18 protein-coding genes are annotated in these 19795 nt (G+C 69.8%); 12 read left to right on the top strand and 6 right to left on the bottom strand.

Features of this window, described 5'->3' with window-relative positions:
• The first annotated feature begins 25 nt into the window (after positions 1-25).
• On the top strand, positions 26-1591 hold the full coding sequence (locus E1262_RS00290; protein ID WP_132101047.1) for an FkbM family methyltransferase: 1566 nt from the start codon (positions 26-28) through the stop codon (positions 1589-1591).
• A gap of 46 nt (positions 1592-1637) precedes the next feature.
• On the opposite strand, the gene E1262_RS00285 is transcribed toward E1262_RS00290, so the two are convergent.
• Complete coding sequence (locus E1262_RS00285; RefSeq protein ID WP_132101046.1) at positions 1638-2954, bottom strand: UDP-glucose dehydrogenase family protein; 1317 nt, start codon at positions 2952-2954, stop codon at positions 1638-1640.
• A gap of 114 nt (positions 2955-3068) precedes the next feature.
• Between E1262_RS00285 and E1262_RS00280 the strand changes: the two genes are divergently transcribed.
• Positions 3069-4238, top strand: coding sequence for an acyl-CoA dehydrogenase family protein (locus E1262_RS00280; protein WP_132101045.1), 1170 nt, complete (start codon positions 3069-3071; stop codon positions 4236-4238).
• A gap of 98 nt (positions 4239-4336) precedes the next feature.
• Here the strand turns inward: E1262_RS00280 and E1262_RS00275 are convergent, their stop codons facing one another.
• From E1262_RS00275 to E1262_RS00260, 4 genes are read right to left on the bottom strand one after another with little or no spacing between them, the layout of a single operon-like run.
• Positions 4337-5839 (bottom strand): extracellular solute-binding protein, encoded by a 1503-nt coding sequence (locus E1262_RS00275; protein ID WP_162605694.1) that lies wholly within the window; start codon positions 5837-5839, stop codon positions 4337-4339.
• Between the two features lie 36 nt (positions 5840-5875).
• Positions 5876-6733, bottom strand: a complete 858-nt coding sequence (locus E1262_RS00270; protein ID WP_132101043.1) for a carbohydrate ABC transporter permease — start codon at positions 6731-6733, stop codon at positions 5876-5878.
• Positions 6727-7725: an ABC transporter permease gene (locus E1262_RS00265; protein ID WP_132101042.1), complete on the bottom strand. Its 999-nt coding sequence runs from the start codon at positions 7723-7725 to the stop codon at positions 6727-6729. The genes E1262_RS00270 and E1262_RS00265 overlap by 7 nt, the downstream gene beginning before the upstream one ends.
• Positions 7722-8351, bottom strand: a complete 630-nt coding sequence (locus tag E1262_RS00260; RefSeq protein ID WP_132101041.1) for a YesL family protein — start codon at positions 8349-8351, stop codon at positions 7722-7724. Before E1262_RS00260 ends, E1262_RS00265 begins: the two co-directional genes overlap by 4 nt.
• A gap of 121 nt (positions 8352-8472) precedes the next feature.
• Here E1262_RS00260 and E1262_RS00255 point away from each other — a divergent pair, with 121 nt between their 5' ends.
• The 6 genes from E1262_RS00255 to E1262_RS30065 all read left to right on the top strand — a co-directional run bounded on the left by E1262_RS00255 (position 8473) and on the right by E1262_RS30065 (position 15047).
• A complete protein-coding gene (locus E1262_RS00255; RefSeq protein WP_132101040.1) occupies positions 8473-9216 on the top strand; it encodes an IclR family transcriptional regulator in 744 nt (247 codons plus the stop codon).
• Positions 9213-10586 carry a hypothetical protein gene (locus E1262_RS00250; RefSeq protein ID WP_132101039.1) on the top strand — a complete coding sequence of 458 codons (1374 nt, stop codon included), beginning with the start codon at positions 9213-9215 and terminating at the stop codon, positions 10584-10586. Before E1262_RS00255 ends, E1262_RS00250 begins: the two co-directional genes overlap by 4 nt.
• Before the next feature lie 14 nt (positions 10587-10600).
• On the top strand, positions 10601-12031 hold the full coding sequence (locus E1262_RS00245; RefSeq protein ID WP_132101038.1) for a sulfatase-like hydrolase/transferase: 1431 nt from the start codon (positions 10601-10603) through the stop codon (positions 12029-12031).
• 9 nt (positions 12032-12040) lie between these two features.
• Positions 12041-14350 carry an FAD-dependent oxidoreductase gene (locus tag E1262_RS00240; RefSeq protein WP_203453389.1) on the top strand — a complete coding sequence of 770 codons (2310 nt, stop codon included), beginning with the start codon at positions 12041-12043 and terminating at the stop codon, positions 14348-14350.
• A gap of 90 nt (positions 14351-14440) precedes the next feature.
• Entirely contained in the window at positions 14441-14857 is a 417-nt protein-coding gene (locus E1262_RS00235) for an NUDIX domain-containing protein (RefSeq protein WP_132101037.1), read from the top strand.
• Between the two features lie 22 nt (positions 14858-14879).
• Positions 14880-15047, top strand: coding sequence for a hypothetical protein (locus tag E1262_RS30065; RefSeq protein ID WP_162605693.1), 168 nt, complete (start codon positions 14880-14882; stop codon positions 15045-15047).
• 8 nt (positions 15048-15055) lie between these two features.
• Here the strand turns inward: E1262_RS30065 and E1262_RS00230 are convergent, their stop codons facing one another.
• A complete protein-coding gene (locus E1262_RS00230) occupies positions 15056-16252 on the bottom strand; it encodes an MFS transporter (RefSeq protein WP_132101036.1) in 1197 nt (398 codons plus the stop codon).
• A gap of 125 nt (positions 16253-16377) precedes the next feature.
• On the opposite strand from E1262_RS00230, the gene E1262_RS00225 reads away from it, so the two are divergent.
• The 4 genes from E1262_RS00225 to E1262_RS00210 all read left to right on the top strand — a co-directional run bounded on the left by E1262_RS00225 (position 16378) and on the right by E1262_RS00210 (position 19793).
• Positions 16378-16827: a MarR family winged helix-turn-helix transcriptional regulator gene (locus tag E1262_RS00225; RefSeq protein ID WP_132101035.1), complete on the top strand. Its 450-nt coding sequence runs from the start codon at positions 16378-16380 to the stop codon at positions 16825-16827.
• Between the two features lie 110 nt (positions 16828-16937).
• Entirely contained in the window at positions 16938-17756 is an 819-nt protein-coding gene (locus E1262_RS00220) for a hydroxypyruvate isomerase family protein (RefSeq protein WP_132101034.1), read from the top strand.
• Positions 17753-18670, top strand: a complete 918-nt coding sequence (locus E1262_RS00215) for a 2-hydroxy-3-oxopropionate reductase (RefSeq protein ID WP_132101033.1) — start codon at positions 17753-17755, stop codon at positions 18668-18670. The genes E1262_RS00220 and E1262_RS00215 overlap by 4 nt, the downstream gene beginning before the upstream one ends.
• 157 nt (positions 18671-18827) lie before the next feature.
• A complete protein-coding gene (locus tag E1262_RS00210; RefSeq protein ID WP_203453388.1) occupies positions 18828-19793 on the top strand; it encodes a type IV toxin-antitoxin system AbiEi family antitoxin domain-containing protein in 966 nt (321 codons plus the stop codon).
• The last annotated feature ends 2 nt before the right edge of the window (positions 19794-19795 follow it).

Here is a 19795-nt window from a genome sequence, read left to right as displayed (position 1 = left end):
GCGCCGCCTCCCAAAAGGACTTCCGATGCTCATCAGCGACTTCCTCGCGTCGCAAGCGCCGCACCCGGAGGGCCTCGCATGGGCCGGTTCGCCGTTGCCCGACCACGCCGCGTTCACCGGCATGCGGGTGGCCGATGCGGGCGAGCGCGTCGTGGTCCAGGTGTCCGCGATCCGCACCGCCGAACTGCCGGCCGCGCTGACCATCCTCGACGATCTGGCCGAGAAGGACCGTGCGGTGCTCCTCACCGACGCGCTGCTGGCCGAGCCGGTGAGCCGCGAGCTGGCCGTCGAGTTGGCGGAGCGCGGCCTCGAACTCCTGCACGCGGTATACATCGACGACGCCGCCACCATCCAGGTGCTGGCGGGTCTGTCGCTCCAGCGCACCGGTGCCCGCGGCGACCTAGCCGCCGCGAACCTGGCGGCGGTCACCGTCGGCGATGGCGAGCCCGACTGGGAGCAGGCCCGGCGGGCCTTCGCCCGGGTGACGGAACGGCACGAGACCTACGCCGACACGATCGGCGCGGCCGAGGCGGAGCTCGCCGCGGCCGAGGCGAGGCTCGACGCCGTGACCGTCCAATGGGACCGCGCCGCGGCACGCCTGGAGACGCTCCGTAGCTCCACGACGCCGCAGGTCGGACAGGCGGCCGTGACGCTGGCCCGGCACCCGTTCACGTCCGCCCGCCGATCCGTCGGGAAGCTGCGGAGGGCCTGGCGGCTGGACAGCCGTTCCCGAGCGACGCACGGTGGCCCGCGCAGGTTGCGTCTCGAGGTGCCGATCCCGTTCCCGCCGGGCGAAGGCCGGCACCGGCCGGACGCGTTGCGGGTCGACGTGCCGGCGACGTCCATGGTCGCGCGTAGCCTGTTCCGCAATGGCGTGAGCGGCTATGAGCCGACGATGATGGCCTGGTACCTGGCACTCTGCGACACCGTGCAGCCCGGGGCCGTCTGGGACGTCGGCGCCAACCTGGGTCTCTACGCCCTGCTCGCACGGGCGTACACCGATCGTGAGGTCGTGGCGTTCGAGCCGACGCCGGAGCTTGCGGGCTGGGCCCGGCAGCTGTCCGCGGACAACGATCTCGACTACCGGCTGGAGCAGGTCGCCGCCGGCGAGTCCCCGGGTGTCGCCACGTTCTACCTCTCGGAGACGAGCGATGCCTCCAACTCGCTGGCCGAGGGGTTCCGGACCTCCAAGCGGCAGCTCGACGTGCTCGTGGAACCGCTGGACCGCTACTCCCGTCGCACCGGCTCGGTCCCGGCTGTGCTCAAGATCGACACCGAGACCACCGAGCATCACGTACTACGGGGCGCGCGCGAAGTCGTCGCCCGGAACCGGCCGTGGATCTTCTGCGAGGTGCTGGCCAACCGGGCACCGGAGAAGGAGCTGACGGCGCTGATGAGCGGCTTCGGCTACCACTTCTTCCACCTGAACGGCGCCGACCCGCTGGTGGAGACCGGGGTGATCGTGGGCGACCCGACGTTCCAGCACATGAACTACCTGTTCACGCCCACGCAGATCGAGCCGCGGATGATCGACGCGGCGCGGGCCTGGCACGCCGCGCTCGAGGTGACACCGAAGGCGACCCACCGCTGACCCGTCGAGCCCTCCGCGGAGGGCCCTCAGGCGGGCAGGATCTCGCTCAGGGACGGCCCAGGCCCCGGTAGGTCCAGCCGGCCGCCCGCCATGCGTCGGCGTCGAGGCAGTTGCGGCCGTCGACCACGACCGGGGTCTCGACGATGCCGGCCAGCTCGGCGGGGTCGAGCTCGCGGAACTCCTGCCACTCGGTGAGATGCAGGACGACGCTGGCGTCGCGGCACGCCTCGACGGCGGACTCGGCGTACCGCAGCGTCGGGAAGACCTTGCGGGCGTTGTCCATGGCCTTCGGGTCGTACACCGACACGCGGACGCCCTGCAGGTGCAGCTGCCCGGCGATGTTCAGCGCGGGCGAGTCGCGGACGTCGTCGGACTGCGGCTTGAACGCCGCGCCGAGCACCGCGATGCGCTTGTCGGCGACGCTGCCGCCGACGAGGTGGCGGGCGAGGTCGACGACGTACTGGCGGCGGCGCAGGTTGATGGCGTCGATCTCGGCGAGGAACGCCAGTGACTGCGACGCGCCCAGCTCGCCGGCGCGGGCCATGAACGCGCGGATGTCCTTGGGCAGGCAGCCGCCGCCGAAGCCGATGCCGGCGTTGAGGAACTTGCGGCCGATGCGGGCGTCGTGCCCGAGGGCGTCGGCCAGCTTGGTGACGTCGGCGCCGGCCACCTCAGCGATCTCGGCCATCGCGTTGATGAAGGAGATCTTGGTGGCGAGGAACGCGTTCGCGGAGACCTTCACCAGCTCCGCGGTCGGGAGGTCGGTGACGATCACCGGGGTGTCGGCGGCGATGGCCTGCGCGTAGACCTTGCGAAGCTTCTGCTCCGCCTCGCCTGACGTCACGCCGAAGACCAGGCGGTCGGGGCGCAGGGTGTCCTCGACGGCGAACCCCTCGCGCAGGAACTCCGGGTTCCACGCCAGCTCGGCACCGGCGCCGACGGGTGCGGTCTTGGCCAGCCGGTCGGCCAGCGCCGTGGCGGTGCCCACCGGCACCGTCGACTTCCCCACCACCAGGCACTCGCTGTCGAGGTGCGGCGCGAGGGAGTCGATGGCCGCCTCGACGTAGCGCATGTCGGCGGCCAGGCCGTCGCGGCGCTGCGGGGTGCCGACGCAGACGAAGTGGACGTCGGCGCCGGCGGCCGCGGCGAAGTCGGTGGTGAACGTCAGGCGGCCAGTGCCGGCGTGCTTGGCCAGCAGCTCGTCCAGCCCGGGCTCGTAGAACGGCGCCTCGCCGCGGGCGAGCGCCGCCACCTTCTCCGCGTCGACGTCGATGCCGACGACGGTGTAGCCCAGCTCCGCCATGCCGACAGCGTGGACGGCACCCAGGTATCCGTTGCCGATGACGGAGATGCGCATGGTCACGATCATTCCCCCACCCGTTGTGGCCGGTTCGTCGGGGTCGACAGTACAAGTCGGCGGACAGGGCCGCTATGCCGCTCTTGCGACAACGACCCTACTGATGAGTAGCATCGGAGAATGGATGCCGACTTCGACCTGTACCGGCTCAGCGACGAGCACGAGGCGATCCGGTCCGCGGTGCGCGAGCTGTGCACCGACAAGGTGGCGCCGCACGCCGCCGAGGCCGACGAGACCAGCTCGTTCCCGCAGGCCTCGTACGACGCCCTCCGCTCGGCCGACTTCCACGCGCCGCACATCCCGGCCGAGTACGGCGGAGCCGGCGCCGACGCGCTGGCCACCTGCATCGTCATCGAGGAGGTCGCCCGCGCCTGCGCGTCGTCCTCGCTGATCCCGGCGGTCAACAAGCTCGGCACCATGCCGCTGCTGCTGGCCGCGTCCGACTCCGTCAAGGAGCGGTACCTGCCGCCGGTGGCCACCGGCGAGGCGATGTTCTCCTACGGCCTGTCCGAGCGCGAGGCCGGTTCCGACACCGCGTCCATGAAGACCCGCGCCGTCCCCGACGGCGACGGCTGGCGGCTGTCGGGCCAGAAGTCGTGGATCACCAACGCCGGCGTCTCGAAGTTCTACACCGTCATGGCCGTCACCGACCCCGACGCGGGGTCGCGCGGCATCACCGCCTTCGTCGTCGAGGACTCCGACGAAGGGCTCTCGTACGGCGCACCGGAGCGCAAGCTGGGCATCAAGGGTTCGCCCACCCGCGAGCTGCTGTTCGACAGCTGCTGGATTCCTTCTGATCGGGTGGTCGGCGACCTCGGGCAGGGGCTGAAGATCGCGCTGCGCACGCTCGACCACACCCGGGTGACCATCGGTGCGCAGGCGGTCGGCATCGCCGCCGGCGCGGTCGCCGCGGCGACGGCGTACGTGCAGGAGCGCCAGCAGTTCGGGCGCCCCATCGCCGACTTTCAGGGCGTCCAGTTCATGCTCGCCGACATGGCCATGAAGACCGAGGCGGCCCGCCAGACGGTCTACCGCGCGGCCGCCGCGTCCGAGCGGGACGAGGCGGAGCTGGGGTTCTTGGGCGCCGCGGCGAAATGCTTCGCTTCCGACGTCGCCATGCAGGTGACGACCGACGCAGTGCAGCTGTTCGGCGGGTACGGCTACACGCGCGACTACCCGGTCGAGCGAATGATGCGGGACGCGAAGATCACCCAGATCTACGAGGGCACCAACCAGATCCAGCGCATGGTCATGGCAAGACAGCTGCTCAAAGGGGTCGTGAGCTTCTAGCGCGAGCGCCGAGCAAATGTGCACCGAGACAGAATCGCGCTCACGATCCCACCGGCGTGAAGCCGTGAGACCGTGAGCGCGACATCGTTCTGTGGCGTCTACTCGGCGACGCCGAGGGCTTCGAGCTGCTCGATTCCGGAGTCGATGTATGCCTGGTAGCCGAAGTCGTTTTTCAGCGTCGCGAGGAAGTCGGAGTACTCGCTCATCGGCAGCTCGCCGCTGATGAACCGGGCGATCTGCTCGCTCGCGAACGTCGACGCGTCGGCCGAGTTGTACCCCTCCGGCGGTGTCACCAGGCTGCCGAGCATCGTCAGCGGCGCCTGGTTCGCGGCGAACTCGATCTCGGCAGCCTGATCGGCGAACTTCACCGGAAGGTACTCGCCGTCATCGCGTCCAGGGATCAGGTAGAGCCAGAAGTACTCGCCTTCGGTCTTGCCCCTCTCGGTCAGGGTCACCTCGTCCCCGGACATGGTGTAATGCTCGCCCTCGATGCCGTAGGACGCGAGGCGATTGCCCTCGTCGCCGGACAGGTAGTTGACCAGCTCGACGATCTTCGACAGCTTCGCGTCGTCGTCGCTCAGCGTGGACGGTACCGCGTACATCGTCCTGGCATAGCCCTCGACCGGGAACGCCCCGGGGCCAGCCGGGCCCGACAGCGGGCCGAGCTGCACCCATTCGGCGTCCGGCTGCACGTCCTTGTACTGGTCCACGAACTCCGGCTTCGTCATGTGCGGCCAGTCCGTGGTGAGAATTCCGGCCACGCCCTGCATCGCCCGCTCGTGGTCCTGCAGGTTCTGGTTGGTGGCGTAGTCCGGATCGACGTATCCGGCCGCCACCAGGCTGTTGAAGTACGTCAGCGCGTCGGCCAGGTCCGGGTCGTCGTAACTGTTCACGACCTGCCCGTCCTCGACGTAGAAAGTGCCGCCACCCGTCGCGCCGACCGGGGCGGCTCCGAACGCGGCCCACAGGGGATTCCAGAGCGCATTGTTCGTGGCGCCGGTCAGCCCGTACGTGTCGTCCTGGCCGTTGCCGTCGGGATCCTGCTCGGTGAAGGCCTGGGCGACCGCGAAGAAGTCGTCGACCGTCTCGGGCATCTCGAGGCCCAGGTTGTCCAGCCAGTCCTTCCGGATCCAGTACGAGTTGTACTCGTAGTTCAGCCGCTTCGGGAGCGCGTAGAGCTTGTCGTCGATGGTTCCGGCCCTGAGCTTGTCGTCGTCGCCCAAGAGGTTCTTGTAGTCCGCCAGGTCGTCGAGTCGGTCGCTGAGGTCGAGGACCAGGCCCTGGCTGACGTACTGCGACAGATGAGCCCGGTTGACGACGAACAGATCGGGAGCATCGCCCCCGGCCAGCGACGTGGCGAGCTGGTTGTAGTACTCCTCCTCGTCGGCGGCCACAGTCAGCTCGATGTCGATGTCCAGAGCCTTGTCGAGCTCGGTCTTGATGATGTCGTCGTCCGGCGGCGCGGTCCCATACCCGATCATGTGGACGGAGATCCCGATGGGTCCGTCGCCGCCCGCGTCGTCGGACGACCCGCCGCATGCGGTGAGCACCAGAGCGCCGGCGCCGAGCGCGGCCGCCGTGGCCTTCGTGATGGTGGACATGTCAACCTCCATTGGGACTCGTCCGCGGCGTGCTCCTCAGCCCTTGACCGAGCCGAGGAGGACACCCTTCTGGAAGTGCCTTTGAATGAACGGATAGATGGCGATCATGGGAATGGCCGCCACCACGACGGCGGCCATCTGAACCGTGACCGTGGGCACGGCCGCCTCGACGTTCTCCATCGACTGTGACTGCGCGAGCAGGTTGCGCACGACGACCTGCAACGGCATCAGGTCCTGGTCGCGGATGTAGATGATCGCGTTGAAGAACTCGTTCCAATGCCCCACCGCGTAGAACAGGCCGAGCGTGAGCATGACCGGAACCGAGAGCGGCAACACGATGCGGAGCAGGATCCGGAACTCCCCCGCACCGTCGATGCGGGCCGACTCGATCAGCTCGATCGGCAGGTTCTCGAAGAACGTCTTCATGATCAGGACGTTGAACACCCAGATCGCGTTGGGGATGATCATCGCCCAGATCGTGTCGAGCAGCCCGGTCGACTTCACGATCAGATACGTCGGGATCAGGCCGGCCCCGAACATCATGGTGAACAGCAGCGCGAACAGCACCACCGACCGGCCAGGCAGGTCCTTGCGGGACAGCGGATAGGCCAACAGCGTGGTGAGGACCATGTTGACCGCCGTTCCGACGACCGTGATGAACACCGTGACACCGAACGCGCGTGGGATCTCCGGGCGGTCGAGCAGCTGCCGGTAGGCGTCGAGGGTGAACTCGCTCGGAATGACGACATAACCGCCGTTGCGCAGCACCTCGCTGTAGGGAGTGAGCGACGCCGACACGACGAACAGCAGGGGGAACACCGCCATCACGGCCACCAGCACCAGCAGCGTGTTCACGATCGTGTTGACGATGCGGTCCTCGCGTCCGGTCACCACAGCTGGCCGTCCCATCGCTTGGCCAGCCGGTTGGCGACGACGATCAGCACCAATCCGATCATGGCTTTGAACAGTCCGACCGCCGCGGCGAGGGAGAAGTTCAGGCTCTCCAGGCCGGTGCGGAACACCCAGGTGTCGATGATGTCGGCCACCGGGTACACCTGGACGTTGTAGAAGATGTAGACCTGTTCGAACCCGGCCTCGAGGATGTGGCCGAGTCGGAGAACGAACAGCAGGATGACGACGGTGCGGATCCCCGGCAGCGTGACGTGCCAGATCTGCTGGAGCCTGCTCGCGCCGTCGACCCGCGCCGCCTCGTACCGCTGCGGGTCGATGCCGATCATCGCGGCGAGGTAGATGATCGCGCCCCAGCCGAGGTCCTTCCAGGCGTCAGCGCCGACGAGAACGCTCCGGAACCAGTCGTTCGACGTCAGGAACCCGATGGGGTCCCCGCCGAGTGACTCCAGCGTCCGATTCACCAGGCCGGTGCTCTGCGACAGGAACGCCACGGTGATGCCGAACACGATCACCCACGACAGGAAGTGCGGCATGTAGCTGAGCGTCTGCACCCACCGCCGCAACCACGTGCGCCGGCACTCGTTCAGCAGGAGGGCGAGCAGCAACGGCGGGATCGTGCCCCAGATGATCTTGTAGATCGAGATCAGGAACGTGTTCCGCAGCAGCGGGACGAAGTACGGCGAGCTGAAGAACTGCTCGAAGTACTTGTACCAGGGGTCTGCCCATGGACTTCCGACGATGCCGAGGCCCAGGTTGTAGTCCTTGAACGCGATCACGACGCCGTACATCGGCGCGTACTTGTAGATCGCGAACCACACGAGGCCCGGCAGGAGCATCAGATAGGCAGCGCGGTGCCGCCACCAGCGCGAGCGCCGCAGCCGCACCCACCGCGAGGGCGGCCCGGCAGCGTCATGGGTCGCCGGCGCCGACGCGGTCACGGCCCTCGGCGGCGACGGGGCGGGCGCGGCACTCATGCCGCAGCCGCCACGCTTTGGTTCGCGACCTGCTCGAACACTCGGGCGCACCAGCGATACAGGACGGCGGCCAGGAGCCCGGCGGCCAGGATCGGCGCGAGCGGGAACACGGAGCCGACCGCCGCGACGGCACCGAGCAGCAGCAGGCACCTCGCCGTCGTCGCGGGCCGGCCGATCACGAAGATCATCGACGTGCGGGCCAGCCGGCGAAGCGGCATGTCGTACGTGACCATGAGCGACAGCGCATACACGGTCGCCGCAGCCGCCACCACCATCGTCAACGCGACAGCCACCCGCAGGACGACCGACGCCGACGGAGGGAGCGCAGCGGCCAGCCGCAGGTCGGCCACGAACCCGGCGGCCGCCACGACCCATACCGCCTCGAGCGCGACGGCGGCGCGCCCATTCTCGCGGAAGTAGCGCCAGAACGCCGACCAGATCGACGGCGCTCGCCCGAGCGACCACTGCCGGGCCACACCGAACACCGCGGCGCTCGCCGGGAGGAGCGTGACCAGGGGAAGCGACACCACCGTCCACAGCGCGCCTAGTGCGATCACGTCGCAGAACCGCTTGACCTGGGCATACACGCGACCGTCCAGCCAGTGCGAGTGGGTCCGTGCCGCCATGGCGGAACTCCCTTCGTTGGGCCTGGTGCATGACCTTCGTCACGGCTACGATGCGGTGCTCATAGAGCAACATTCCGATGCTGATAAAGCAACATAGGCGAAAGAATGCTATAAAAGCAACATGCTTCCCGCACAGCCCAACAGGTCCCTGATGGACGGGCTCGCCTGTCTCCAGGCCCTGGCCACCAGCGAACGCCCGGTGGGCACACGTGAGCTGGCACGGCGTCTCGGGCTCGAACCGACCCGGGTGAACCGGCTGCTTCGCACGCTGGCCTCGATGGGACTCGCCGAGCAGGACGAGCACCGCAAGTACCGTCCGGGCCCGGGCATCCACGTCCTCGCGGCCCAGAGCCTGCACGGTTCCGGGCTGATCGACCTTTCCCTGCGACACCTGCGCGGACTCCACGACTTCGGCCACAGCGTGGCCCTCGGCGTGCTGTGGCGCGATCAGGTCAGCTACCTGTACCACGTCGGTCCGGACGAACCGGCCGCCCACATGCTCCAGGGCCTCCCGTTCCCGGCGACGGCGTCGGGTATCGGCATCGCGCTGCTCGCCCACGAGACCGAGGAGCACGTCCGGGAGCTCTACGCGCCCACGGAGCCGTCGCATTTCCTGCTGAGCTCCGAGCCACCCGAACTCGACGGCGACCACGGCCTGCTCGCGCTCTTGAAGCGCACCCGTGAGCAGGGCTACGCACTCGTGGACACCGAACCCGGCCGGCGGACCATCGCCGTGGCCGTCGGCGACCAGCCCTACGCCGCGGTCGGTGTCTCCGGTGCGTTCGGCGACGACGTGGTCCCGGCCCTCCGAACCGCCCTCTTCGAAGTTGCCCAGAAGATCGACAACAGCAAGGAGCAGGCGTGAACATCTCCGGCGTCATCCCGCAGCTGGCCCAGGTCGCCGATCTCGGTCCGCCGCGCAGCGAGATCGGCATCGGAGCGCTGATGCCGTGGGCCGGGAAGCTGTACGTCGAGAACTACGTGTCCCACAAGGGAACCAGCGGCAGTGGCACCAGCCTGCGGCGGATCGACGACGACTTCACCATGGAGGTGGTCCCCGAGACCGCCGGCGTCGACGGGACGTACACCAACCGGTTCGTCCACTTCCCGTCGAACCAGCTGATCATCGGCCCGCACGTCATCGACGCCGACCACAAGATCCGCACCGTTCCCGAGCTGGAGCCGCTGCGGGTCTGCGGGACGACGCGGCACCTGACCGATCCGGAGAACCTCGTCTACGTGCTGTGCATGGAGGGCGAGCTGTTCGAGCTGAACGTCCACACGCTCGAATGCCGGCAGGTCGCGGATCTCAACGACGAGCTCGACTCCGCCGGCGAGTTCTACGTCCACTACAAGGACTGCTACACCGCGCACGACCGTCTCGTGGTGTGCTCGAACGAGTACCACGAGCCGGACTGGGCCGGCGAGCAGGCCGAGGGCCGGCTCGCCGAGTTCGACGGGCAGGAGTGGCGGATCATCGAACGCAAGCCGTACACCGCGATCGGCGGGCGGCACGAGTTCGCCGACACGATCTTCGCCTCCGGCTGGGATCAGGCCTCGGCGATCCTTTCCGTCTACACCGCCCGCGACCGGCAATGGACCCGGTACCGGCTGCCGAAGGCGTCGCACACGTTCGACCACAAGTGGCAGACGGAATGGCCGCGCATCCGTGAGGTCGAGCACGAGCGTCTCCTGCTCGATCACCACGGCATGTTCTACGAGCTGTCCCCGTGGGCGTACGGCGGGCGGATCTGGGGTGTCCGCCCGGTCTCGACGCACCTGTGGGTGCTCGGCGACTTCTGCTCGTGGCGGGGCCTGCTGGTCGCCGGGATGGACAACGCCTCCCCCAGCCGTGGGATGAGCTCGACCACCGCCGAGCCGCAGTCGGGTCTGTGGTTCGGCAAGACCGACGACCTGTGGTCGTTCGGGAAGCCGGCCGGCTGGGGCGGCCCGTGGTGGCTGTCCGACGTGCGGGCCGGCGAGCCGTCGGATCCCTATCTGATGACGGGGTTCGAGCACAAGTGCCTGCACGTCGAGAATGCCGGCGACGCCACGGCTCGGTTCACGATCGAGATCGACTTCCACGGCCACGGCCGGTTCGGCGCTGCCGAGACCCTCATGGTCGAGCCCGGGCAGACCGTCACCCACGTCTTCCCGACCGGGTTCAGCGCGCACTGGGCGCGCCTGGTCAGCGACACCGACACCGTCGCCAGCGCCCAGTTCGTCTACACGTGAGCCGGGGGAATGTCATGCCTGCGCCACCGAACATCCTGTTCATCACCACCGACATGCAGCGCTACGACACCCTCGGCTGCAACGGCAACACCCACATCGCGACACCGCACCTCGATGCGCTGGCCGCGTCCGGTGTGCGCTTCACGAACGCGTTCGTCAACAACCCCGTCTGCATGCCGTCCCGGGCGTCGCTGTTCACGGGCAAGGTGCCGAGCGCACACGGGGTTCGCTGGAACGCGGGCGGCCTGGCCGCGCACGAAACGACCATCACCCGTCGCCTACGGGATGCCGGCTACCAGACGGCCGCCATCGGCAAGATGCACTGGGGCGACACGACCGCCGACTTCGGGCTGGACTTCGTCAACGTGCTCGACGACGGGGGCGTCTCCGCGGGCGGCGCCGGACCGACGTATCGCGAGTATCTCCAGTCCATCGGCTCGGCGGACGTGCCGCCGGTGACGTCGCACTCGGCCTACGGCCCGACCTACGGCGCGGTGGCGTCCCCGCTCCCCGCGAAGGCCCATGTCGACGGTTTCGTCGCGGACACGGCGATGCGGTTCCTGCGCGACCGCGATCGGGACAAGCCGTTCTTCTGCTGGACGTCCTTCCACGGCCCGCATCTGCCGCTCGACCCGGCCACGCCGTGGGACACCTTGTACGACCCGGCCGACATTCCGATGCCCGATCCGAGTGCGGACGAACTCGACACGAAGCCGCCCGAACAGCGCGCGTTCCAGCGCAACACGAGCCGCGGCAACGGCTTCGGCGACTACCGGCACATCACCCGCGATCCGACGAGGTTGAGACGACTACTTGCCCACTACTGGGGCAAGATCAGCATGATCGACGAGTTCATCGGCCAGATCCTCGGGCAGCTGGCCGAACTCGGCGACGCGGGCAACACGGTCGTCATCGTGACGACCGATCACGGCGACTTCGCCGGTCATCACGACCTGCTGTTCAAGAACGCCTTCTGCTACGACGATCTGCTGCGCGTACCGCTCATCGTCTCCGCTCCCGCCCTCTGGGGCCCACGCGTGGTGGACGACTTCGTCGAGGAGATCGACCTGCCGGTCACGATGCTCCGACTTGCCGGCCTCGAACCACACGACGGAATGCAGGGCGACGATCTGCTCCCGCTGCTGTCCGGTGACTCGTCCCGCGCCCGGACGGCCGTGTATGCCGAGGCCGTCGACCAGCGGATGATCCGTACCCGCGAATGGAAGCTGGTGCACTACCGGGCCAAGGCGTACGGCGAGCTCTACCACCTCGTGAGCGATCCCGGCGAGACGATCAACCGCTACGACGACCCGGACTGCGCCGCCATACGCGACGAGCTCCGGGCGATGCTCGTCGACCGCGTCGTCGGCCTGGAGGAACGGCTGCACCGAGAGGTCCCGTTCGTCGAGTTCCCCGCCGACGATGTCCGTCTTCCGGCCCTGTAGAGGAGTCTCGTGAACGTCCGTGACCGTCTGGTCGCCGCCCCCGCCACAGACCACCGTGAGTTCCGCACCGAGCAGCACGGGGCCGACCTCGTCGTCGTCGGCGGCGGACTGGCCGGCACCTGCGCCGCTATCACGGCCGCACGTGCCGGCATCCGGGTCGTCCTCGTCCAGGACCGGCCGGTGCTGGGTGGCAACGCATCCAGCGAGGTGCGGCTGTGGGCGCTCGGCGCGACCGCGCACATGTTCAACAACAACCGCTGGTCCCGCGAGGGCGGGGTCATGGACGAGATCATGGTCGAGAACGTCTATCGCAACCCGGAGGGCAATGCCGTCCTGGTCGACACCGTTCTCCTCGACAAGGTCATGGCCGAGCCCAACATCACCCTGCTGCTGAACACCGCGGCGATCAGTGTCACGAAGGACGGCGACGGCGACATCGCCTCCGTGACGGCGTTCAACAGCCAGAACTCGACCCGCTACGAACTCTCCGCCCCATTGTTCTGCGACGCGTCCGGCGACGGCGTCCTCGGCTTCCTGGCCGGCGCGGCGTTCCGGATGGGCGCGGAGAGCACGGACGAGTTCGGCGAGCTGTTCGCACCCGAGGAGTCGTACGGCAGCCTGCTCGGCCAGTCGATCTACTTCTACAGCAAGGACGTCGGTGCGCCGGTCGAGTTCACGCCGCCGGACTACGCGCTGGCCGACATCACGACGATCCCGCGGTGGCGCAGCTTCACCACGAAGGTGCAAGGCTGCCGGCTGTGGTGGATCGAGTACGGCGGGCGCCTCGACACCGTGCACGACACCGAGACGATCAAGTGGGAGCTGTGGAAGGTCGTCTACGGCGTCTGGAACCACCTCAAGAACTCCGGGCAGTTCCCGGAGGCGGAGACGCTGACGCTGGAGTGGGTCGGCCTGATCCCGGGCAAGCGCGAGAGCCGCCGGTTCGAGGGCCTGTACATGCTGCGCCAGCAGGACCTCGTCGAGCAGCGCGAGCACCACGACGCCATCGCCTCCGGTGGCTGGTCGATCGACCTCCATCCGGCCGACGGCGTGTTCAGCGAGCACCCGGGCAGCCACCACCTGCACGCGCGCGGCGTCTACCAGGTGCCGTACCGGTCACTGGTCAGCCGTGACATCGGCAACCTGTTCCTGGCCGGGCGGATCATCAGCGTCTCGCACGTCGCGTTCGCCTCGACCCGGGTGATGGCCACCTGTGGGCAGATCGCCCAGGCCATCGGCATGGCCGCCGCGTTGTGCACGCGGCAGGGCGTGGCTCCCGCGGACCTCGTCGAGCCGGCCCGGATGAGCGAGCTGCAGCGCGAACTGCTGCGGACCGGCCAGCACATCCCACGACTGCGGCTGGACGACCCGGACGACCTCGTCCGGCACGCCGAGCTGTCGGCGTCCAGCTCGTTCGTGCTGTCGTCGTTGCCCGACGACGGCCCGGCCGTCGCCCTGGACACGTCGCTGGCCCAGCTCCTGCCGGTGCCTGCCGGGCGGCTGCCGCAACTCGCCCTCTCGGTCGACGTCGCCACGCCGACGACTCTGCGGGTGGAGCTGCGTTCTGGCGCCAGGCCCGACGACTACACCCCCGACGTCGTGCTCGGCACCCGCGAATTCGACCTCGAGGCCGGCCCGGATCAACAGGTGAAGATCGACCTCGACGTCGAGATCGACGAACCTCGCTACGTGTTCGTGGCCCTGATGGCCAACGACGACGTCGCCGTCCACACGACGCAGACCCGGATCAGCGGCCTGGTCTCCGTCCGGCACACCGGAACACAGGAGTCCGAGCCCGGGATCGGCCGTCCGCGGGTCGAGTTCTGGACGCCGGAGCGCCGGCCGGGCGGCCACAACCTGGCGCTCACCCTCGACCCGCCGATCACGGCCTGGAAGGTCGAGAACCTGGCCAACGGCTTCGCCCGGCCCACCGCGCAGCCGAACGCCTGGGTGGCCGCCGCCGGCGACGACGCGCCCTCCGTCACGGTCCGCTGGCCGGCGCCGCGACGGATCGCCCGCCTGGACCTCGCGTTCGACACGGACTTCGACCACGCCATGGAGACGGTGCTGTGGGGGCATCCGGAGCGGGCGATGCCGTTCTGCGTACGCGACTACCGCGTCCGGGCCGGCGACACCGTCGTCGCCGAACGCACCGGCAACCACCACACCCGCAACACCCTCGCGTTCGACCCGCCGCTGGAGACCGACCGGCTGACCATCGACATCCTCGCCACCCACGGCGATGCCCCGGCCGCCGTCTTCGAGGTCCGCGCCTATGCCCCCGCGATCCACCCGGCCGGCTGGTCGAGTCGGTCATGACGGACGTCTCGTGGTCGGATCGGGCGCGCCGAGGCGACATCCCGGCGATCCGCCCGCATTCGGCCGCCTCTTGCGTCACACTTGTCCGCCATGACCGACCCCACCAGCGAGGCGCTCGACACGGGACCGTTCGTCGCCACCATCGTCGTGACCAGCCGGGGACCGAAAGGGCCGCACGTGCTGCTCCTGCACCCGGCCGACATCGAGATCCTGGACGGCGATTGGTCCTGGGTGCCGCCGGGCGGCGTCAGGCAACCGGGCGAGAAGATCGCCGACTGCGCCGCTCGCGAACTGCGCGAGGAGACCGGGATCGTGGCCGCTCCGGAGCCCGTCCGCGTCGACGAATCCGACGAGGTGGGGATCTACCGGCTCGAGGTGCCGTGGGGCACGCCCGTGAAGCTCAGCGCCGAGCACACCCTCTCCGAGTGGGTGCCGGTCGAGCAGGTGGCGGACCGCTGCAAGCCCGCCGACCTGCTCGACACCGTTCGGACCGGCCTCGACGCCTGAGCCGCGAGGTCAGCGTCCAATCGTGACCGTTCAGCCCGCAACCACCAGCGCCGGCTCGTCGGCGACACTGTTGATCACGGAGAAGTCGGCGTTCCGGGGCAGGCGGACGCCCACCTTCTCGATGATCAACGCGCCCAGAAGGCCGGAGCAGTTCCGCTCGCAGGAGACGCCGACGCCGATCGCCGCCTGACCCCGTCGTCAGCAGGGCGTCGCCACCCGTACCGGCACGGCGGCACCCGTCGCCTCGGCGGCCGGAACGCGGTCCAGCCGCCCGGCGACGACGGCGAGCAGCAGCGCGCCGAGCGCCATCAGCGCCCCCACCCAGTTCGGCGCCGTGTAGCCGAGCCCGGCGGAGATCACCAGCCCGCCGAGCCAGGCAGCCAGCGCGTTGCCGACGTTGAACGCGCCGATGTTGACCGCCGACGCGATCGTGGGCGCCGCCGCCGCGCTGTCGAGCACGCGCATCTGCAGCGGCGGGACGGTCGCGAACCCGAAGGCGCCGAGCAAAAAGAGCGTGACCGCCGCCGGCACCGGTGCGGTCGCCGTCAGCGTGAACACCGCCAGCACGACCGCGAGCCCACCGAGCAGCAGGTAGAGGCTGAGCATCAGCCGCCGGTCGGCGAACCGGCCGCCGAGCAGGTTGCCGAGCACCAGGCCGGCGCCGAACAGCACGAGCAGCCAGCTCACCGCGCCCTCGGAGAACCCCGCCTCCTCGGTCATCATCGGCGCGACGTAGGTGAACGATGCGAACACGCCGCCGAAGCCGAGCACGGTCATCGAGACCGCCAGCCAGACCCGTCCGCTGCGCAGCACCCGCAGCTCCTGCAGCACGCCGCCCGACGCGGCCCGCGGCAGGTCCGGGACCAGGACGGCGATGCCGGCGAACCCGATCACGCCGAGCGCCACGACCGCCCAGAACGTCGACCGCCAGCCGAACTCCTGCCCGAGGAACGTGCCCATCGGCACGCCCAGCACGTTGGCCAGCGTCAGCCCGGTGAACATGAACGCAATGGCGCTGGCCCGCTTGGTCGGCGCGACGAGGTCGGCCGCGACGACCGAGCCGATGCCGAAGAACGCGCCGTGGCAGAACGCCGCGACGATCCGGCCGGTCATCATCACCGCGTACGACGGGGCCAGCGCGGAGATCGCGTTCCCGGCGATGAAGACCACCATGAGGAGCAAGAGCAGGTGCTTGCGACGCATCCGTGAGCCGAGCACCGTCATCGGCACCGCACCGGCCGCCACCCCGAGGGCGTAGCCGGAGATCAGCCAGCCGGCCGTCGGGATGGAGACGCCGAAATCGGCGGCCACCTCCGGGAGCAGACCGGCGATGACGAACTCCGTCGTGCCGATGCCGAAGGCGCCGATGGCCAGTGCGAGCAGAGCGAGAGGCATGAAGGTCCCTGGAGTCGAGCGAATTACCGGGCGTTGCAAATAATTGCACACGCGCTCTATCTACAGAAGCGGGCTACCCTCTCGGACAGGTAAACTGGCATGAACGGACCGAAGGAGGTGCCGCGATGTTCCTCGCCGACGACGCCGTGGAAGCGCGGGCGCAGGGCTGGCGGGTATTGGCCGCGCTGCATGGGCGCCTGGAGTCACGCATCGAGCGTGCACTGCAGGAGGCGCACGGCCTGAGCGTGAGCGAGTACACCGTGCTCGACGTGCTCAGCCGCCAGGACGGCTGGCACATGCGCATGCAGCAGCTGGCCGACGCCGTCGTGATGAGCCAGAGCGCCACCACGCGGCTGGTGACGCGGCTGGAGAACCAGGACTACCTCGGCCGCTACCTGTGCGACACCGACCGGCGCGGCATCTACACCGAGGTCACGGAGGCCGGCTGCGCGCTGCTGGCCGAGGCGCGGTCGACGCACGACCAGGCGCTGCGCGCGGCGCTCGACGAGGCCGCCGAGTCGCCCGAGCTGAAGCCGCTGGTCGACGCGCTGAGCGGCCTCTACGCGACCACCTGACCGCACCGGCCGCCCGCTCGACAGCGCCGGAACCCCGGCTATAGTGCCGTCGCGGTGCTTCTATGGTCGGTATCGGATGGGTGGTCAGACCAATCAACGACGGGATGTCGATGCCTGAGCCGCGATTCGCCGTCAGCTGCTCGATCCTCCTGACCCGGCTGCCGCTGCGCGAGCGGCTCGACGCCGTCCGTGCGGCGGGGTTCGAGGCGGCCGAGTTCTGGTGGCCGTTCCCCACCGCGACGCCCGGTGACGCCGAGGTCGAGGCGTTCGTCGACGCGATCCGGGCGTCCGGGCTGCGGCTGGCCGGGCTGAACCTGTTCGCCGGCGACCTGCCCGCGGGCGAGCGCGGCGTCGTGTCCTGGCCCGGCCGCGAGGACGAGCTGCTGGCCAGCGTGCAGGTGGCGGCGCACGTCGGGGCAGAGCTGGGCTGCCGCAACTTCAACGCGCTGTACGGCAACCGCCTGCCAGGCCGCGACCCGGCCGAGCAGGACGCCGTCGCCGCCGGGAACCTCGCCGCCGCGGCCGCCGGGCTGGCCGCCATCGGCGGGACGGTGCTGCTCGAGCCGGTCAGCGGCATCGACGCCTACCCGCTACGTACCGCGGAGCAGGTGGTCGCCGTGGCCGACCAAGTCGCGGAGTCGTCGGGACAAACGAACCTGGGCCTGCTGCTCGACGTCTATCACCTCGCGGTCAACGGCGACGACGTCGCGGGCGCGATCGAGCGGTTCCGCGACCGCATCGCGCACGTCCAGCTGGCCGACGCGCCCGGCCGGGGCGCGCCCGGCACCGGGACGCTGCCGTTGCGCGCCTGGGTGGACGACCTCGTCGCGGGCGGGTACGACGGGTGGATGGCACTGGAACACGTGAGCGACGACGCGGACCCGTTCGCGTGGCGCGCGGCGTGGCGGACTGGAGGGAGCCGGCGATGACGGCCATCGGCTTCATCGGGCTGGGCGTCATGGGCGGGCCGATGGCGGCGAACCTGGTCAAGGCCGGGTTCGAGGTGACCGGGTTCAACCGCAGCCCGGCGAAGGTCCAGCGGCTGGTCGAGGCCGGCGGACGCGGCGCTGCATCGGCTGCGGCGGCCGCCGAGGGCGCCGACGTCGTCATCACGATGCTGCCCGACTCCCCCGACGTGGAGGCAGTGCTGCTGGGCGACGGCGACGACGACGGCGTGCTGGACCGGCTGGCGCCCGGGACGATCGTCGTCGACATGAGCACCATCCGCCCCGACGTCGCCCGGTCGCTGACCGCGGCCGGCGCGTCGCGCGGCGTGCGGGTGCTGGACGCCCCGGTCAGCGGCGGCGAGCAGGGCGCCGTCGACGCCACGCTCTCGATCATGGTGGGCGGCGACGCCGAGACGTTCGCCGCGGCCCGGCCGGTGCTCGACGCGCTCGGCCGCACCGTGGTCCATGTCGGCCCGCCCGGCGCCGGTCAGACCGTCAAGGCGGCCAACCAGCTGATCGTCGGCGGCACCCTGCAGCTGGTCGCCGAGGCGCTGGTCTTCCTCGACGCCCACGGCGTCGACCGGTCCCGGGCGGTGGACGTGCTGGCCGGCGGCCTGGCCGGCAGCGCCGTACTCGACCGCAAGGCGCCGGACATGCTGGACCGGAACTTCCAGCCCGGCTTCCGGGTCGACCTGCACCACAAGGACCTCGGCATCGTCACCGCCGCCGCCCGCGACGCCGGCGTCGCCCTCCCGGCCGGCTCCCTCGTGGCGACGCTCATGGGTGCGCTACGCGCCCAGGGCCACGGCGACCTCGACCACACCGCCCTGCTGCTCCAGGTGGAACAGCTCTCCGGCCGATCCCCCGCGGAGCGATCAGCGCGGGACGGGAAGTAGCGGTAGAGCGCAGCTGGAGCGTGCGAACGCCGAGATCTCCCGTGATCATCAAGGATTGACCCCGTCATGACGTGGTCGATCCTTGATGATCATGGTTTATCCACAGGTGGCGAACCGGGCCTGGCGCGACGGCGCCGACTCACGCACGCTGACATGCGTGGATCTCGACGACCTCCTGGCATCGCAGCAGGGCGTGATCAGCCGTGCTCAGGCGCACGCCTGCCGCCTGACGGATCGCCGGTTGGAGTGGCTGGTCTCGTCCGGCCGCTGGCAGCGCGTTCACCTCGGCGTGTACGCCACGTTCTCCGGCCCGCTGCCCTATCTCGCGTGGGTGTGGGCGGCGATCCTGCGCGCCGGCCCAGGCTCCGTGGCAAGTCACCGCACCGCCGCCTACCTCGACGGTCTGTGCGACGATCCCGGCCCGGTCATCCACGTGACCGTGCCCGCCGACCGGTACGTGGAGCCTCGCATCGACGGAGTCCGGGTCCATTTCGCGCACCGACTGGCGCGGACCCGGCACCCCGCCGCGACACCACCACGGACCCGGGTGGAAGAGACCGTGCTCGACCTCGTCGACGTCGCACCGCGCCCACGCGAGGCCGAGACCTGGGTGACCGCCGCCTGCCAACGCCGCCTGACCACTCCCGAGCGACTCGCTGACGCGCTGGGCCGGCGGAAGAAGATCCGCTGGCGCGCGATGGTCGAAGCGATGCTCGCCGACGTCGCCGACGGGGCCCAGTCGCCGCTGGAACTACGCCACCTGCGCCGGGTCGAACGCGCCCACGGGCTTCCCACCGGCCACCGGCAACGCCGCATCGCCGGCAACCGCGTCATCTGGATCGACGTCGACTACCCCGAATACCGCCTACGAGTCGAGCTGGACGGCCGCATCGGCCACACCGGCGAAGGACGCTTCCGCGACCGACACCGCGACAACCGCGCCACCGTCGACGGCCATGCCACGCTGCGCTACGGCCACGCCGACGTCTTCGGCGACCCGTGCGGCGTCGCCGCCGAACAGGCCCGCGTCCTCCGAGCCCGCGGCTGGACCCGGCGCCCGCGGTCGTGCGGCCCGTCCTGCCCCCACCCGTCCCGTGATCATCAAGGATCGATCCCATCATGACG

Origin of the sequence: Jiangella aurantiaca (genome assembly GCF_004349105.1) — a bacterium.
Lineage (GTDB): Bacteria > Actinomycetota > Actinomycetes > Jiangellales > Jiangellaceae > Jiangella > Jiangella aurantiaca.
The sequence above is the reverse complement of the archived record's forward strand: the minus strand, read 5'-3'. Positions and strand labels throughout refer to the sequence as shown.

Bases quoted from the DNA above. Each gene is read 5' to 3' on its own strand.
- E1262_RS00280 (WP_132101045.1), top strand. From the start codon at position 3,069: ATGGATGCCGACTTCGACCTGTACCGGCTCAGCGACGAGCACGAGGCG.
- E1262_RS00215 (WP_132101033.1), top strand. From the start codon at position 17,753: ATGACGGCCATCGGCTTCATCGGGCTGGGCGTCATGGGCGGGCCGATG.
- E1262_RS00235 (WP_132101037.1), top strand. From the start codon at position 14,441: ATGACCGACCCCACCAGCGAGGCGCTCGACACGGGACCGTTCGTCGCC.
- E1262_RS00260 (WP_132101041.1), bottom strand. From the start codon at position 8,351: ATGGCGGCACGGACCCACTCGCACTGGCTGGACGGTCGCGTGTATGCC.
- E1262_RS00275 (WP_162605694.1), bottom strand. From the start codon at position 5,839: ATGTCCACCATCACGAAGGCCACGGCGGCCGCGCTCGGCGCCGGCGCT.
- E1262_RS00230 (WP_132101036.1), bottom strand. From the start codon at position 16,252: ATGCCTCTCGCTCTGCTCGCACTGGCCATCGGCGCCTTCGGCATCGGC.
- E1262_RS00245 (WP_132101038.1), top strand. From the start codon at position 10,601: ATGCCTGCGCCACCGAACATCCTGTTCATCACCACCGACATGCAGCGC.
- E1262_RS00255 (WP_132101040.1), top strand. From the start codon at position 8,473: ATGCTTCCCGCACAGCCCAACAGGTCCCTGATGGACGGGCTCGCCTGT.
- E1262_RS00290 (WP_132101047.1), top strand. From the start codon at position 26: ATGCTCATCAGCGACTTCCTCGCGTCGCAAGCGCCGCACCCGGAGGGC.
- E1262_RS00265 (WP_132101042.1), bottom strand. From the start codon at position 7,725: ATGAGTGCCGCGCCCGCCCCGTCGCCGCCGAGGGCCGTGACCGCGTCG.
- E1262_RS00220 (WP_132101034.1), top strand. From the start codon at position 16,938: ATGCCTGAGCCGCGATTCGCCGTCAGCTGCTCGATCCTCCTGACCCGG.
- E1262_RS00225 (WP_132101035.1), top strand. From the start codon at position 16,378: ATGTTCCTCGCCGACGACGCCGTGGAAGCGCGGGCGCAGGGCTGGCGG.